The 14,062-nt window shown below is 64.4% G+C and carries 14 protein-coding genes and 1 pseudogene; 10 read left to right on the top strand and 5 right to left on the bottom strand.

Annotated features, from left to right (window positions below; all coding sequences use genetic code 11):
* The first annotated feature begins 15 nt into the window (after nt 1-15).
* From ACSYG9_RS23090 to brxD, 6 genes are all read left to right on the top strand, one after another.
* Nucleotides 16-1,257 carry an AAA family ATPase gene (locus tag ACSYG9_RS23090; RefSeq protein WP_454840056.1) on the top strand — a complete coding sequence of 414 codons (1,242 nt, stop codon included), beginning with the start codon at nt 16-18 and terminating at the stop codon, nt 1,255-1,257.
* Nucleotides 1,254-2,516, top strand: coding sequence for a vWA domain-containing protein (locus tag ACSYG9_RS23095; RefSeq protein ID WP_454840057.1), 1,263 nt, complete (start codon nt 1,254-1,256; stop codon nt 2,514-2,516). The genes ACSYG9_RS23090 and ACSYG9_RS23095 overlap by 4 nt, the downstream gene beginning before the upstream one ends.
* A 366-nt stretch (nt 2,517-2,882) precedes the next feature.
* The gene (locus ACSYG9_RS23100) at nt 2,883-3,053 is read left to right on the top strand and encodes a hypothetical protein (protein ID WP_454840059.1); all 171 of its coding nucleotides are present in this window, start codon (nt 2,883-2,885) and stop codon (nt 3,051-3,053) included.
* Between the two features lie 270 nt (nt 3,054-3,323).
* Nucleotides 3,324-3,863 (top strand): helix-turn-helix domain-containing protein, encoded by a 540-nt coding sequence (locus tag ACSYG9_RS23105; protein WP_454840060.1) that lies wholly within the window; start codon nt 3,324-3,326, stop codon nt 3,861-3,863.
* Between the two features lie 41 nt (nt 3,864-3,904).
* The gene (locus tag ACSYG9_RS23110; RefSeq protein ID WP_454840062.1) at nt 3,905-4,474 is read left to right on the top strand and encodes a PIN domain-containing protein; all 570 of its coding nucleotides are present in this window, start codon (nt 3,905-3,907) and stop codon (nt 4,472-4,474) included.
* A 140-nt stretch (nt 4,475-4,614) separates the two neighbouring features.
* A complete protein-coding gene (brxD, locus tag ACSYG9_RS23115; RefSeq protein WP_454840063.1) occupies nt 4,615-5,772 on the top strand; it encodes a BREX system ATP-binding protein BrxD in 1,158 nt (385 codons plus the stop codon).
* Between the two features lie 21 nt (nt 5,773-5,793).
* Here the strand turns inward: brxD and ACSYG9_RS23120 are convergent, their stop codons facing one another.
* Nucleotides 5,794-7,125, bottom strand: coding sequence for a GreA/GreB family elongation factor (locus ACSYG9_RS23120; RefSeq protein ID WP_454840065.1), 1,332 nt, complete (start codon nt 7,123-7,125; stop codon nt 5,794-5,796).
* Nucleotides 7,126-7,731: 606 nt separating this feature from the next.
* Between ACSYG9_RS23120 and ACSYG9_RS23125 the strand changes: the two genes are divergently transcribed.
* Nucleotides 7,732-8,034 (top strand): hypothetical protein, encoded by a 303-nt coding sequence (locus ACSYG9_RS23125; RefSeq protein WP_454840066.1) that lies wholly within the window; start codon nt 7,732-7,734, stop codon nt 8,032-8,034.
* 218 nt (nt 8,035-8,252) lie between these two features.
* Nucleotides 8,253-8,960 (top strand): alpha/beta fold hydrolase, encoded by a 708-nt coding sequence (locus ACSYG9_RS23130; RefSeq protein WP_454843027.1) that lies wholly within the window; start codon nt 8,253-8,255, stop codon nt 8,958-8,960.
* A 183-nt stretch (nt 8,961-9,143) separates the two neighbouring features.
* Here the strand turns inward: ACSYG9_RS23130 and ACSYG9_RS23135 are convergent, their stop codons facing one another.
* The gene (locus ACSYG9_RS23135) at nt 9,144-9,668 is read right to left on the bottom strand and encodes a hypothetical protein (RefSeq protein WP_454840067.1); all 525 of its coding nucleotides are present in this window, start codon (nt 9,666-9,668) and stop codon (nt 9,144-9,146) included.
* 32 nt (nt 9,669-9,700) lie between these two features.
* Nucleotides 9,701-9,895, bottom strand: coding sequence for a hypothetical protein (locus ACSYG9_RS23140; RefSeq protein WP_454840068.1), 195 nt, complete (start codon nt 9,893-9,895; stop codon nt 9,701-9,703).
* Nucleotides 9,896-10,291: 396 nt separating this feature from the next.
* On the opposite strand from ACSYG9_RS23140, the pseudogene ACSYG9_RS23145 reads away from it, so the two are divergent.
* Both ACSYG9_RS23145 and ACSYG9_RS23150 read left to right on the top strand, forming a co-directional pair.
* Nucleotides 10,292-12,253, top strand: a pseudogene (locus ACSYG9_RS23145) (DEAD/DEAH box helicase).
* Nucleotides 12,254-12,377: 124 nt separating this feature from the next.
* On the top strand, nt 12,378-12,917 hold the full coding sequence (locus tag ACSYG9_RS23150) for a VOC family protein (protein ID WP_454843028.1): 540 nt from the start codon (nt 12,378-12,380) through the stop codon (nt 12,915-12,917).
* Between the two features lie 41 nt (nt 12,918-12,958).
* Here ACSYG9_RS23150 and ACSYG9_RS23155 read toward each other — a convergent pair whose 3' ends face one another.
* Nucleotides 12,959-13,702 carry an MBL fold metallo-hydrolase gene (locus ACSYG9_RS23155; RefSeq protein WP_454840069.1) on the bottom strand — a complete coding sequence of 248 codons (744 nt, stop codon included), beginning with the start codon at nt 13,700-13,702 and terminating at the stop codon, nt 12,959-12,961.
* An 89-nt stretch (nt 13,703-13,791) separates the two neighbouring features.
* Complete coding sequence (locus ACSYG9_RS23160) at nt 13,792-14,046, bottom strand: hypothetical protein (RefSeq protein ID WP_454840070.1); 255 nt, start codon at nt 14,044-14,046, stop codon at nt 13,792-13,794.
* Nucleotides 14,047-14,062: the final 16 nt, after the last annotated feature.

A 14,062-nucleotide genomic window follows, 5' to 3' on the forward strand; every position in this document is an offset into this window, starting at 1 on the left:
TCGATACCTCAGGTGATGCACATGTCTTCCATGCTCCATTCCGACCGCCCTCGCAACGATGAACTCGACAGTGCTGCAGTACTGTTGACGATGCTCGGCACGGTGACCACCGAACCCCGTCCCGACGACCAACTCGAGGCCCTCACCCTGGCCGTGGCCGCGGATCTCCCGGTACTGCTGTGGGGTGAACCGGGAATCGGCAAGACCGCCGCACTGACCCAGCTCGCCGACGCCTTGGATCTTCCGTTGACCACCGTCATCGCGAGCGTGCACGAGCCCTCCGACTTCTCGGGTCTGCCCGTGCTCGGGGACGACCCCGCCACACAGGGTGTCCCGATGGCCCCGCCGGACTGGGCTGTACGGCTCGTAGAGGCCGGCCGAGGGCTGCTCTTCCTGGACGAACTGTCGACGGCACCGCCCGCCGTGCAGGCTGCCATGCTCCGTCTCGTCCTCGAAAGACGAATCGGGGCACTGCAATTGCCACCCGGAGTGCGCATCGTGGCAGCCGCCAACCCGCCATCGTCGGCAGCGGACGGCTGGGAGCTGAGCCCGCCGTTGGCCAACCGATTCGTGCACCTGAACTGGACCTACGACCACGAGGTGGTCGTCCGGGGGCTCGGCGGGACCTGGCCACGCGCGACGCTGCCGCGCCTTGATCCGGAGAAGTTCTCCGATGCGGTGACATTCGCCCGCCGAGCCGTCTGCGAACTTCTCGCCGCCCGACCCGCCCTCGTTCATCAGCTTCCCAGTAGCCAGACCCGTCGTGGCAGCGCGTGGCCGTCGCCGCGGAGCTGGGACATGACCGTGCGGCTGATCGCGTTCGCGACCGCCACCTCGTCGTCGAAGGATGTGCTGTCCCTACTGGTTCGGGGGAGTGTCGGAGACGGACCCGGATTCGAGCTGCTGGCCGCCATCGAGCGCATGGATCTCCCGGACCCGGAGACGCTGCTTGCCGATCCGGCGTCTGCCGAGCTACCCGAGCGCGGCGATCTACGCCAGGCCGTGCTCGACGCGGTGGTTGCTGCTGTCCGCCGACAGCCGGAGAAGTCGCGTTGGGATGCGGCATGGGCAATCCTGGTGGCCGCGGTGGAGACCGGGCCACCCGACCTCGTGGTTGTCCCGGCAACCACACTGGCCACCCTGCGGCGGGACAATTGGGAGGTGCCTGCGGCGATAGATCGTCTCGCCGGGGTCGTGTCGGTGTCCCAGGCAGCCGACCACGCGGGTGAGCGTGCCGTCGCGCAGGCAACGCGATGACGGCCGCACCAGTTTTCGACGAGAACAAGATCTATGCCGCACGGTTGTTCGCCGCGCGTGCCAGGCCCTACCTCGCGACAGCCCTGTACGCGCTGCACATCGTCAACTCACCCCGAGTCCCGACGATGGGTGTGGACCGGCATTGGCGCTGTTATCTCTCGCCCATCTTCGTCGCTCAACGGCCGGTGGAGGAACTGGCCTCGATCCTGGTCCACGAGGTCTCGCACCTGCTGCGCGATCACCACGGCCGCAGTGATCGCTACGCCCATGCGCACGGACTGACCTCCCGCGCAGATCGGCTACGGATGAATCTCGCTGCCGATGCCGAGATCAATGACGACGCGTTCGGTGACGGATTGCAGACACCGCCCGACGCTGTCCTACCGTCGACCCTTGGGTTGCCCCACGGCCGGCTCATGGAGGAGTACCTGGGCGAATTCGGTCTCGGCCCCTGGACTGATGCGGTGGGGTGGCTCGACTGCGGCAGCGGCGCCGACGGGCTGCGACGCGAGTGGGAACTGGGTCCCGACGGGGCGAACGGACTCAGTGACGAGCAGCGAGACGCGGTCCGTTACCGGGTGGCGCACAGCATCATCGGACAGCCGGGCAGTGCACCTCGCGGGTGGCGGCGGTGGGCGGAGGAGGCCGTGCACCCGCCGCAGCCGTGGCGGGCGCTGCTGGGTGCGGCGATCCGCTCGGCCACATTCTCGTCAGGGACCGGCGACAATTACACCTACCGGCGGCCGGCGCGGAGATCCGCGGCCGTGCCCGGCGCGGTATTACCGAGCCTGCGGCGCACCCCACCTCGGGTCAGCGTCATCGTCGATACGTCGGGTTCGGTCAGCGACGCCGACCTGGGTAGTGCACTCCTCGAGGTCGCCGCCATCGCGCGGGCCGTGGGTGGGCGCCGCGACCTGGTCACGGTGCTGTCCTGCGACGCGGCGGCCCGGGTGGTGCACCCGCTGTGCCAGGCAGAGGACATTCCACTGGTCGGGGGTGGTGGCACGGATCTGCGCGCCGGGTTCGAGAGGGCGCTGCGCAGTCGACTCCGTCCCGACGTGGTGGTGGTGCTCACCGACGGGCAGACACCGTGGCCCAGCAGGCGACCGGGGTGCCGAACGGTGGTCGGTCTGTTCCCTCGAATCGTTTTCCGCAGCGAAGAGAACCCCGACTACGTTCCGGACCCACCACCGGAATGGGCGCATGTGGTGGAGATCGGCACGTCGCGTACCGGTAGCGGCACCCGCCGCTACCGGTGACGAGTCTGCCGTATATCCGCATCCGTACGCCGTCACGGGAATTCTCACACCGCTGTGCGGCTGGTGTCACCGATCTTGTGACGGACGGCAGCCAGGGCCGCCGCAACCGATTCCATGAGGGCGGCCTGCCGCTCGGGACGGTCGGAAAGGAGATCGAGTAGACGCGCACGGACAAACGTCGACGTGGGGAGTCCAGCGCGACATCGGCCAACGCCACGATGGCGTCGTATTCCTCGACAGCACCCGCTCGACACCGGTCGTTTCAGCTTCTGCAGCGACGCGATCGATCAGCGCTTGTGTCTCGGGGGAAAGCTCGGCGGGCGTGGGAGAACCACACCCCACCGTCCGCTGCCTGGAGTCAGGGAAGTGCTCACCGCATGTGCCAGTGCCGCCGTCGACTCGTGGACGGTCGCGTCGTGGCTCTCGACCGAGCAACCGGAACTCGACGGCCGCACCCCACGCCTGGCTCTTGCCGAGGGCGACATCGACGCGGTCGTGATGCTTGCGCGTCAGGCCGCGGCACGGCTCCTTGCGTGACATCGCCCCGTGAGGGCCTGTACCTTGCTGGCCCGCCGTCCCCGCGCGAGCTTCGTGGCAGGTTTCCACGGACCACGGTTCCTACGGGCGCCCCGCTGGTATCCGGAACTCGTACTGGGCGACGGTCGCGCCCATCGATGTCCAGGACGGCGTCCTGACCGTGGGCGGGCAGACCCTCTGTGGCGGGTTCGGGGTCTCACCAGTGTATTCGCCGTCTTTCGAAAGTTTCGAAATGATGTTACGTTTCTTTCGAATAATAGGAGGTAGTTGATGACGCAGGTACTGGAGGAGCACACCTACCTGCCGGATCCCAACGAAGACACGGGTCTGGCCGAGGTGGTCAGCTTCCTCGATGCGCACGAACGCCGCTCCGGCGATCAGGTCGAAACGCGATATCTACTCGTCGACGCCGGTGAAGGCGAACAGGTGCCGCTGCCTCCCGAGGTGCACGCCATCCTCAAACAGGTCGTCTCCGCGCTCCAAGCCGGACGTGCGGTCACCGTTGCGCCCCGTACGACGAAGCTGACCACACAGCAGGCGGCCGATCTGCTCGGGGTGAGCCGGCCGACGGTCAAGCGGTTGATCGCGGTGGGGGAGTTGCCGGCGGAGAAGATCGGTACCCGGCATCGTCTGGTGCTGCGCGAGGTCCTCGACTATCAGCAGCGACGACGCGCGCAGCAGTACGAGGCACTGGTGAACACCTCGGTTGCGCTCGATGACGAGGACGATCCGGAGAAGATCGCCGAGCAGTTGAAGGCCGCCCGTAAGGCGGTGGCGGCGCGCCGACGTACCCGCGCCGAGAGCAGGTAACCACCGGAGTCCATGTCGGTCGGCATCCATACACTGCACGGATGTTCGCGGTTGTCCTCGATACGTCGGTGCTGTGGCCCAGCCGGCAGCGGGATTTCCTGCTGTCCTTGGCGATCGAAGGTCTGTACCGGCCGTTGTGGTCCGAGGCGATCCTGGAAGAACTGGAGTTCCACGAGGCTGTCAAACTCGAGGCTCGGGGTACACGCGCCGCAGATGCTGCTGCCACCGCGTCACGCCTGGTCTCCCAGATGCGACGGGCATTCGATGACGCGATGGTCAGCGAGTGGGAGCCGTTGGTCGGTTCCTATGGTCTGCCGGATCCCGATGACGATCATGTGGTGGCTGCGGCGGTGGTCGGTGGGGCCGGTGCGATCGTCACCAGCAACATCAGAGATTTTCCTGCAGACCATGTGCCGGAACATATCCAGATTTTGTCCCCGGCGGAGTTCGCCGCCGATACTGTCGCGGTATCACCGGTGGTGGCGCGGCAGGCGGTCGCATCGATGACCGCGCGGTTGAGCAACCCGGCCATGAGCGTCGAGGAAGTCTTGACGTTACTGGTGGATCGCTATGCGATGAACGATGCGGTGGCGCTGCTCCGGCAAGCATGACCGGCCATCTCGGGCGCAAAGTCGCGGACATGGCCTACAACAGTGACCCGCAGCGCCTCGTCGGGATCGCCGCCATTACCCGAGATGAATCTGCCGTCCTCGCTCGACCCGTCGTGACATGCGGCGATCGATGCTGAGCCATGTTCGTGCTCGCAACCGTCGCCCGTGGCGGTGCGATGTTCAAGGCCGTGCGCGGCGACTACGGTTCGGGTAAGACGTTCTTCGCTCGCTGGCTCGCTGACCGCGCCATGAAGCGCGGATTCGCGGTCGCGGAAGTGCAGATCAACGAGATCGACACGCCACTGCACAAACTCGAAACCGTGTACCGACGCAGCATCGAATCATTACGGACTGCCTCGATCCCGCCGTCCGCGTTGCGACCGATCCTCGACGCGTGGCTCTTCACCATCGAAGACGACGCCACCACGCAGGGCGTGAGCGTCGACGAACTGCTCGAGCGCCGCCTTTCCGACGTCGCCACCCGAGCCCCGGTTTTTCCGATGGCGATCCGCGCCTACCGTCGGATGCTCGCCGAGGGCGACAACGATGGCGCCGACGGCCTGGTCGCGTGGCTCGGCGGGCAGCCCCACCTCGCGGCGGCCGTCAAATGCCGAGCGGGGATCAAGGGCGACCTCGACCACTTCCTTGCGCTGGGATTCCTTCGTGGGCTCCTCGCCGTCCTCGCCGATGCGGGCAATGCCGGTCTGGTGCTCGTCCTCGATGAGATCGAAACCCTTCAGCGGGTGCGGTCGGATGCCCGCGCGAAGGCGCTGAACGCGTTGCGGCAACTCGTCGACGAGGTCCACGACGGACACTTCCCCGGCCTGTACCTGCTGATCACCGGCACTCCCGCATTCCTTGAGGGACGCCAGGGCATCCAGTTGCTGCCGCCGCTCGCGGACAGGCTGCACACCGACTTCTCCCGCGACCCACGCTTCGACAACCCGCGTGCCCCGCAACTGCGGCTGACCGGCTTCGATCTCGATCGACTCGTCGAGCTTGGCGGTAGGGTTCGCGAATTGTTCTGCAGCGGAATCGAGTCCGCTGATCGTGTGCGAACCACGGCAGACGACGAGTTCCTCCGCCGCTTCGCGTCCGCGGTCGCCGGTGGGCTCGGTGGTCGTGTCGGCATCGCGCCGTGCTTGTTTCTGCGCAAGCTCGTCGACGTGCTCGACGTGATCGAGCTGCACCCCGACTTCGATCCGTATACCGACTACGACGTGAAGATCGCCGCGTCGGAGATGTCTGCCGCAGAAAGTGAAGTCGTCAACGCGGATGACATCGACCTGGACCTATAACCCCTGTTGACCGCCGGTAGTTCAGGTTCGGTCGAGCTTCTGCCCGGCTGCGATGTACTTCTCGCGCAGATCTTGGTTCACACCCACGATGTACTCGACGGACCGCTTGGCGGGATCCACGGCTTTCGGGCTCGTATGACGGGTGGGGAACTCCCATACTCCGGCTGCGATTAATGGATCGAGCTCGTTCATCACTCTCCAGACTCGTCTTGCAACGACGCCATTGAGGATCACGACCTCCAGGTGGGGAAGGAGCTCGAGGAAACCGCGAAGTGCGGCCGCCGCAGCACGGTCGGAAGCGTCCGTTTGTGGATGAGGCTTCGGCCACGGGTACGCGTTCCAAGAAACGATCTGTGAAACATCTATTCCTGCCTGACCCATGAAGTATTTCTGTCGGGCTGCCGTCAGATCGGCGTTCTCGAGGCAGATCATCCCCGACCCATTGTGATTGGCGGGATCGGTTTTCGGGCCAGGGTCTTGCATCAGAGTGAGCAACCGAGCATGCACGCCGCCATATGTCGGCGCGACATAGGGAATGAAAACTCCAGGACGTTCAGACCTGAGCTGATCGACGTACGAATTGATCGATCGCACATTCGGATCGGCGCGTCTGCTATACATCTCGTCGCGATAGGCCTTGTCGCTGCATCGTTGGCGTCCGATCCATCGGCCAGCGTCGGTTGCTGCGGGTGCTTGGTGGGGCGGAGTCGGCTGAGCGGAGTTGTCCGCAGCCACTGGTCGATCCCCGGCCGCGGCGCGTGAGTCCACCCGGAATCCAGGGATGATATCGACAATGACGAGTGGAGCTCCAGCAGGCAGCGAGACCTTGTCGCCGACTTTGCGTCGGCGAACCACTTTGCCCAACGGAGACTCGTAGGACACGGTTTCGTACTCGGTGTCGATCGGCCGCTCCGTGAGTACGAACGTGGACTGCTCACCATCCAGATATCGGATGGTCACAATCGATCCGGCGACTACCCAGTCATCGGTGGAGCCCCAGGACGCGAGACGGTCGCGGTCCGTAGTGTACCGGCCTCGGCTGGCTACCAGCTCCACGAGCTGTGCGTCTACCTGGCGAAAACTGCTGTGATAGCGCTGATAGTCGACCAAGAGATCGCCGCCGTCGCGGCACTCGTCCATCTTTGCTTGGAGCTCTCGGCGGCGCCCGGCCAATACTTCTTCGGCGAGGCGATACTGCTCGAGCTCGCGGTCGAAGTGAGTGTGCGGAAGGTCGACCATCGCCTGATCCTCGGCCAGGGGCACCACGACGGACGGAGTAATCTCGTCGGTCGGCGGTGTCTCTGAGTCCGGTTCGCTGGACGCCGGTGTATCGGCATCGTTGGTCTGTGCCACTTCTGTACGAACGGAGCGCCCGAACCTTTGTCGTAACTTCCACATTCGGCTGCGCCGTTCTTTCATTCCGCGATAGTAGCGGGTAACTCGGCCAAATCGGACGACGGGTAGATGTCGGTGAGCGGCACGTCATATGGCGGTGCTGTGGCGGGTTTCAACGTGGACTGACGAATAGGACCGCGGTATCTTCCTGGACACGTGCGTAGTGGTACTCGGTTGGGAGGCTGGATGGCTCGGGCTCGTCGAACTGGAGTGCATTTGCACACTGGCGATCCGGGTGTCAAGGCGCGGACTCCGGTATGGGGTGCGCGCGACGCAGCAGGGAGTGGCGTCGTCGATCCGGATGCACCTCGACAGACTGCACAGAGTCCCCGCCGCGTGGCGAAATGCAGTTGGTGTGGCGAGTCGAATGCTGTTGCCGGGTCGAAGCCGAAGCGCTGCAAGCGGTGCGCAAAGCTCGAACGCATAATTGCAGCGGCGGAGAGCTATCTTGCAGCCAAGGGACTTCGTCCACTCGGAGGCTCCATCCATTCGGGCAGTCCTGCCGAGGAGCAGCAACGCAGGATAGCAGCGACAGCGCGCACGACTCTCAACAATGTGCGCAGTATGTCGTCGGAGAAGAAGCCCAATGTAAGCGGCGCGGTTTCCCGTTCACCTCACCCGGCGGGCGAGCGTGGATCCGGCCGGCGAAGGGCAAGTGCACCGAAGAAGAAGCAGAAGGACGGCAAGGTGCCTGTTCGAAGCATGAAAAATTCGGAGCTGACCGAGGGCAGGCGGTTGCTCTCGGCTGTGCGACTGCGTATCCGAGACGAGCAGAAGCAGGGCTTCGATCGAACTGCGAGTGGTCAGGCACGCATCGCCAGGTTTAGGGAGATCGAACGGGAATTGGTGCGGCGGGTGGCGCCGTGACTAGGTGCCGGATTCGGCGAATCCTCGCTGGCGATCGACGTTTGATTCCTCAAGTGTGGTGAGTATTTGGCGAAGACATCGACCAAGGAGATGATGTGCCGGAAGTGCACCGGATCACCGCAGCCACGGGCGTCGAGTTATGGGCCGAGGTCACCGGGGAAGGATCACCGCACGTCCTGGTAGCCGGGGCGGGTGGGGATCATTCGACTTGGGATCCGGTGTGGCCGCAGTTCACCGCGACGAACCGCTGTGTGCGGTATGACCTACGCGGGTGTGGTGCATCCGAGGATCGAACTACTGCACGGTTCCGCCACGCGGACGACTTGGCTGCGCTGCTTGACGGATTGAACGTCGAGCTCACTGCGCTGACCGGTGTCTCGATGGGTGGGCGGATCGCGGTCGACTTTGCACTCGCCTTTCCGGATCGGGTCGATCGGCTGGTGCTGATCAGTCCGGGACTCGCCGACTGGGACTGGTCGAACGCCTGGCGAGATCGTTGGCTCGAGTTGACCCGGACTGCTCGGAACGGAGACCTGGAACGGGCCAGGGACATGTGGTTCCACCATCCCTTGTTCGCCACTGTCCGCCGCGATCCGGCGACGGCCGCCCAGCTGCGGGCTGCCATCGCGGCGGATGCGTGCCGCGTCTGGTTGGACGCGGATCGGGAGATACCACCGTCGCAGCCCCACATCGAGTATTTGGGCGATCTGGCCATACCGGTACTGCTGATCACCGGCGCAGATGATGTGGAGGACTTTCGCGTGATAGCCGAGGTCATTGAGGCGATGGTCCCCGATGTTCGCCGTGTCGATCTACCGGATACCGGGCATCTGGTACACCTCGAACGTCCGGCTGAGACAGCGGCGCAAATCAGGACCTTCCTTACCGAACGGTTCGACCTCAGGCCGTCGCGTTCAATGCAATGACGGTGGGTCATGCTCAGCGGGGCGAGCTTGTCGGTCGTCGAGGAGCCCTTCATGGGGACCGGCCCAATCGAAATCCTCATGCCGGGTTGTCGTCATCGAGGTCGGTGTTGTAGTTGTGGTATTCCTCCGTGTGGACGCGCGTTTCGTCGTTGATCACGTGTTCGAGCACCCATCTGTGTGTTTTCACTCGATCTGGACCCAGGCGCGTACCGCTTCCCTGATCACCTCGGATCGCAAGAGGTGCTCACGTTCCGAGCGCGCCTTCAAGGCGTCCATCAATGCCCCATCGATCGGTACAGCAAGTACTTCTCCACGGTTGGTTCCGCTGGTGGGGCGGCCGCGTTTGTGAAGTGTCTCGACGTCATAGTCGGTTTCCGCTTCGTCCGCCCACTTCCGGATCGCTTCGTCGGATACGAATAGCGTTCCGCTGCGGAAGAGTTCAAAGAGTGGTTGGGGAACAACTTCGTCGTTGGAGGCAAGATCGTCGATGACGTCGTCCACCAGATGGACAAGGCTCTCCAAGGCATGGTTCTGATGGCTGTCCAACCACGACAGGCCAGGAAATTCGAGTACGGTCGCGATGTGTTCGCCGTCATCCGGCGACCACTGAACCCGGTAGTTGTAGTGCCGAGCATCCGGTCGAGTCACGATTCCTCCCTTTCCTTGATTGTGGCAAGCATCTACGAGACCTGGAATGGCTGTGCGCATCTTTCCAGATTCGACGTCGATATCGATGCCGACTATTCGGCTACGCGGCCGATGCGGTGAGCAGCCTCGGCAAGTCGGGAATCGAATCCAGAGTGATCGAGGGGAAGAGTCATCTCGAAGTCAGCAGGAACGGCATGAGCAGCGGGTGGGAAGAATGCGATGCACAGTGCGCCGGTGAACCATCCGCGGTAGACGAGACCGTCGAGATCGGGGTGTGCGGCGCGCATTGTGCGCGCCCAACGCTGGGCGATGCTAGGTGCTGCCGTCCGAAGTTCCCGCCGACACGTGTCGGCCATCGTCCGGACCCGTGTGCAGCGATAGACCTACATTGGGACGCCTGGCGGCGCCGAATGTCTGCAAGAACGGAAGCAGTTCGTGACGATCGACCGTCGGGTGCATAGGCCTCGGCGCTTTCGAAGTCGACATCGCCGGCCAGGTAGCGATCTTCAACTCTGGACATATCGACGACCTCCCTGGGGGCAGTTCCTCACAGTGAACTGCACTGTTAGGCGAGATGCTCTGTTCGTCGACGTGCGGCACGAGGTGAAGTTGCTTCGAGTCACGCAACCACGAAAGATCGACCACGTGCCTGACCATCATGCGACCGAGCAGGACGCCTCGTCATTGACGACTCCTTCGGCCTGTTCCACCCCGGAGTCCAGTACCACCTCGCGAACACGCTGCGCTGGAACGGCCTGCGACCTACCCAAGCTGCTGCCGTCGCACCGATCCTCGCCGGCGATGACGCTCTCGTGTTGGCTCCCACGGCCGGCGGAAAGACCGAAGCCGCGGCCTTCCCTCTGCTGTCATCTATGGCCGAACACGACTGGCAGGGTACCTCGGTGCTGTATGTGTGCCCGCTGCGGGCGCTGCTGAACAACCTTCAGCCACGTCTACACGGCTATGCGCAATGGCTTGGCCGCAGTGCTGCCGTGTGGCACGGGCGACGTCGGCCAGTCTGCGCGCACCCGGATCCTGCGGGAGCGACCGGACATCCTGCTCACCACCCCCGAATCACTCGAAGCGATGCTCGTGTCCACGAAGGTCGATCCGCGGGTGCTGTTCGCGGGACTGCGCGCCGTCGTCGTCGACGAAGTCCACGCTTTCGCGGGGGACGACCGTGGCTGGCATCTGCTCGCCGTCCTCGAACGACTTGCCCGCGTCGCCGGTCGCGACATTCAGCGCATCGGGCCGTCGGCGACGGTCGGCAATCCCGACGAGTTGCTGGCGTGGCTGCAGGGGAGCGCAACCGGTCGGCCGCGTCGTGTCGTCGCGCAGAAGAGCTCGGTGCGGCACTGCGAGATCGCGGAATCACCACATTCCTGTCTCATTCATCGTTGTCCGCCGCCGAACGACGTCAATCGGAAGAAGCCTTCGCCGAATCCCGCGACACCGTGATCGTCGCGACGTCCACGCTCGAACTCGGTATCGACGTCGGAGACCTCGATCGCGTCATTCAGATCGGCGCACCTCGTACCGTCGCGTCGTTCCTCCAGAGGCTCGGGCGGACCGGACGCCGCGCCGGGACTTCCCGCAACTGCCTGTTCTTGTGCCTGGACGACGAACAGGAGTTGCTTGCCCTCGGCATGCTGGATCGCTGGGCGCGCGGATGGGTGGAGCCGATCACGCCGCCACCGTCCCCGCGGCACATCGCAGCACAACAGATGATGGCGCTGTGCCTGCAGGAACACCGCATCGGTGCGACGAGTTGGCGGCAGTGGTGGGGAAATCTACCGTTTTTCGACGACACCTCCGACGACATCATGCAATTCCTGTGTCAGCAAGGGTTTTTCGATCGCGACGGCGAATTCTTACACATCGGTCCCGAAGCGGAACGACGATTCGGCCGCCGCTACTTCTCCGACCTGACCGCAGTGTTCAGTGCACCACCGGAATTCACAGTGCTCGCCGGGCGCAACGAGGTCGGCACGATCGGCACCGACCTGCTCACCGAAGAGGTCGACGGACCGCGGATCCTGCTCCTCGCCGGCCGCTCGTGGAAGGTCACCCACATCGACTGGCCGAGGCGACGCTGTTTCGTCGAACCCATCGACTCGGGTGGAGGCGCAAAATGGTCCGGACTCGGTGGTGGCGTCTCGTACGAGATCGCGAAAGGCATGCGATCGGTGCTGCTCGGTGCGACGCCACCCGGTGTCACGCTGACTCGACGAGCCGAATCAACCCTCGTCGACCTGCGTGCGAGCTATCTGCCCGCGGTCGATACCGATGCAGCGGTCATCGCCCTCCCATCCGAAGGCAGCGGACGATGGTGGACGTGGGCCGGTACTGCAGCCAACCGCACCCTGCAGGCATCGTTGCCATCTCTGGTCGACCCTCGGCAACGCATCGACGAGAAATCGTTGCGCCTGCTGCCCGATGTCACCGCACGCGATGTGTCCGCCGCTCTCGCGCAGATTGCGTGGCGCGCGCCGACGGTCGCGGCCAATGCGGTGTCGGGACTGAAGTTTTCCGCCGCATTGCCGCCGGGACTCGCGGAGCAGACCCTGGCCGAGCGACTCGGTGATGAACACGGCGCACGCGCGGCACTCGAAGTGCCGCGCACCATTTTCCGCAGGTTCGATTAGGAGCCCGTTAGGCGAGTCCGCTCTTCGGGAACGACCGATCGCAGCGGCGGACACCCGATGGAGAATGGCAGGTTCACAGCTCACGCACCGGACGCGGTGCGGGGCCCTCGAGAAGGGATTGTCGATGGGGATGCGCGGCATCAATCATGTCGTCCTGTATGTGTCGAACCTGCAACGAAGTCTGCATTTCTATGAGCAGGTCCTCGGATTCGAGCGATTGGCAGGGGAGTTCCCCGGTGGCACCTTCCTTCGGCACGCGGGATCGGCCAACGACGACGATCTGGGACTGTTCCAGGCGCGCGGTAAGGACACTGTCGTGCCGGGCAGAGTCGGGCTCTACCACGTCGCGTGGGAGGTCGAAACGCTGACAGACCTCGACGCTATGCGTCAGCACCTCGTCACTGCGGGGGCGTTGACGGGTGCCGCGGACCACGCCGCCACCAAAGCGCTGTACGGCCGCGATCCCGACGGAATCGAGTTCGAAATCTGCTGGCTGGTGCCCGACGAGCGGATCGAAGAAGCACTGTACCCGGGTGTCCCGATGGTCGGCCCCTTGGACATCCCCGGCGAGATCGCTCGATACGGCGCCGAGACGCCTGGGGGGCCACGCACCGACGTCGAGGTATGGAAGCGACTCGCGGCGAGGTCGTCTGCTACGCCGTGATCTCGTCGCCGTGCGGTCGGGAGCGCGGCGAGGTGCGGTGGTCAGGACGGACCAGCACGCAGGGCTGCTTCCACAGCGGTCCCGATCCCGTCGTGCCAAGGATTGCCGTGCCCGGGCAGTACGGTCGCGGCGCCGGTCTCGGCCAGCGCCGACAACGATGCGAGTGCCCGAGTGCTGTCAGCAGTCGCCGCGCCGGCAACGATATGCGGTCCTGTTCGGCACGTGTACGGATCCAGGGTGACCAGGGCATCGCCGGAGATCACCGCGTCCCGGTCCGGTAGGTGCAGCGCGCAATGCCCCAACGTGTGGCCGGGAGTGAACACCACCCGAGGCCGGCCGGGGACGTCGAGCTGAGCGCCGGTGCCGAAGACGGTCACGTCGGTCACGCCGCGCACCGCGAGCGCGCCAGCCGCGGCCATTCTCCCGAGGACCGGAAGGCAACGTGGATATCGGATCGGATACAGCAATCGGCTCTTCTCGTGCTTGTAGCGATAAGGATGGGCAGCGAGATATTCCTCATCGCGGTGTGTCCACACCGGCACCCTCCACTGTCGACGCGCACGGCGTGCAGAGCCGACATGGTCGAAATGGGCATGTGTCAGCACGATCGCGCGCACGTGCCTCGGCGAGCGTCCGAGGTCGTGGAGCGCTGACTCGATATGCTGGAAAGTGGCGGGTAAACCTGTGTCGACCACAGTGATCCCGTCGTCGTCCTCGACGAGATAGACATTCACATCGGCGTGCGCAATGCGGTGTACGCCTTCGGCTACGTTGCGTTCGAACATGATTCCTCTTGTCTGATCGTCCGTGCCGCAGGAGACCGTTGTCGACAACGGGATGAAGGAGACCTTCCGAGTCCGGACAGGAGCGTCGGTCATCCCCCGAGGTTCGCGATGGTGGAGTCCAAGGAACTTGCTCGCAACTCGAGAGCAGTTTCGTCGTACTCCTGATCACTCGGTAGCTCATCACGAAGCTGCTTCTGCGTGAGCACGACGAAGGCGCGGTGCCGTTCGGTCATGTCTTCGGCGCCTACGACTCGGAACCGGCCTTCGTCGAGCACGAGTGCAGGATCTGCGAGGGTGGAGTCGAGAAGGTTCCGTAGATCGTCTGCGGTCAAAGTGGTGGACATGAGCGTCTCCTGTCTC

The organism is Rhodococcus sp. SJ-2 (assembly GCF_053750035.1).

Excerpts from the sequence above, each read along its gene's own strand:
- ACSYG9_RS23150 (WP_454843028.1), top strand. The coding sequence starts at position 12,378 with ATGGGGATGCGCGGCATCAATCATGTCGTCCTGTATGTGTCGAACCTG.
- ACSYG9_RS23095 (WP_454840057.1), top strand. The coding sequence starts at position 1,254 with ATGACGGCCGCACCAGTTTTCGACGAGAACAAGATCTATGCCGCACGG.
- ACSYG9_RS23110 (WP_454840062.1), top strand. The coding sequence starts at position 3,905 with ATGTTCGCGGTTGTCCTCGATACGTCGGTGCTGTGGCCCAGCCGGCAG.
- ACSYG9_RS23160 (WP_454840070.1), bottom strand. The coding sequence starts at position 14,046 with ATGTCCACCACTTTGACCGCAGACGATCTACGGAACCTTCTCGACTCC.
- ACSYG9_RS23135 (WP_454840067.1), bottom strand. The coding sequence starts at position 9,668 with ATGCGCACAGCCATTCCAGGTCTCGTAGATGCTTGCCACAATCAAGGA.
- ACSYG9_RS23090 (WP_454840056.1), top strand. The coding sequence starts at position 16 with ATGCACATGTCTTCCATGCTCCATTCCGACCGCCCTCGCAACGATGAA.
- ACSYG9_RS23155 (WP_454840069.1), bottom strand. The coding sequence starts at position 13,702 with ATGTTCGAACGCAACGTAGCCGAAGGCGTACACCGCATTGCGCACGCC.
- ACSYG9_RS23125 (WP_454840066.1), top strand. The coding sequence starts at position 7,732 with ATGTCGTCGGAGAAGAAGCCCAATGTAAGCGGCGCGGTTTCCCGTTCA.
- brxD (WP_454840063.1), top strand. The coding sequence starts at position 4,615 with ATGTTCGTGCTCGCAACCGTCGCCCGTGGCGGTGCGATGTTCAAGGCC.
- ACSYG9_RS23105 (WP_454840060.1), top strand. The coding sequence starts at position 3,324 with ATGACGCAGGTACTGGAGGAGCACACCTACCTGCCGGATCCCAACGAA.
- ACSYG9_RS23140 (WP_454840068.1), bottom strand. The coding sequence starts at position 9,895 with ATGCGCGCCGCACACCCCGATCTCGACGGTCTCGTCTACCGCGGATGG.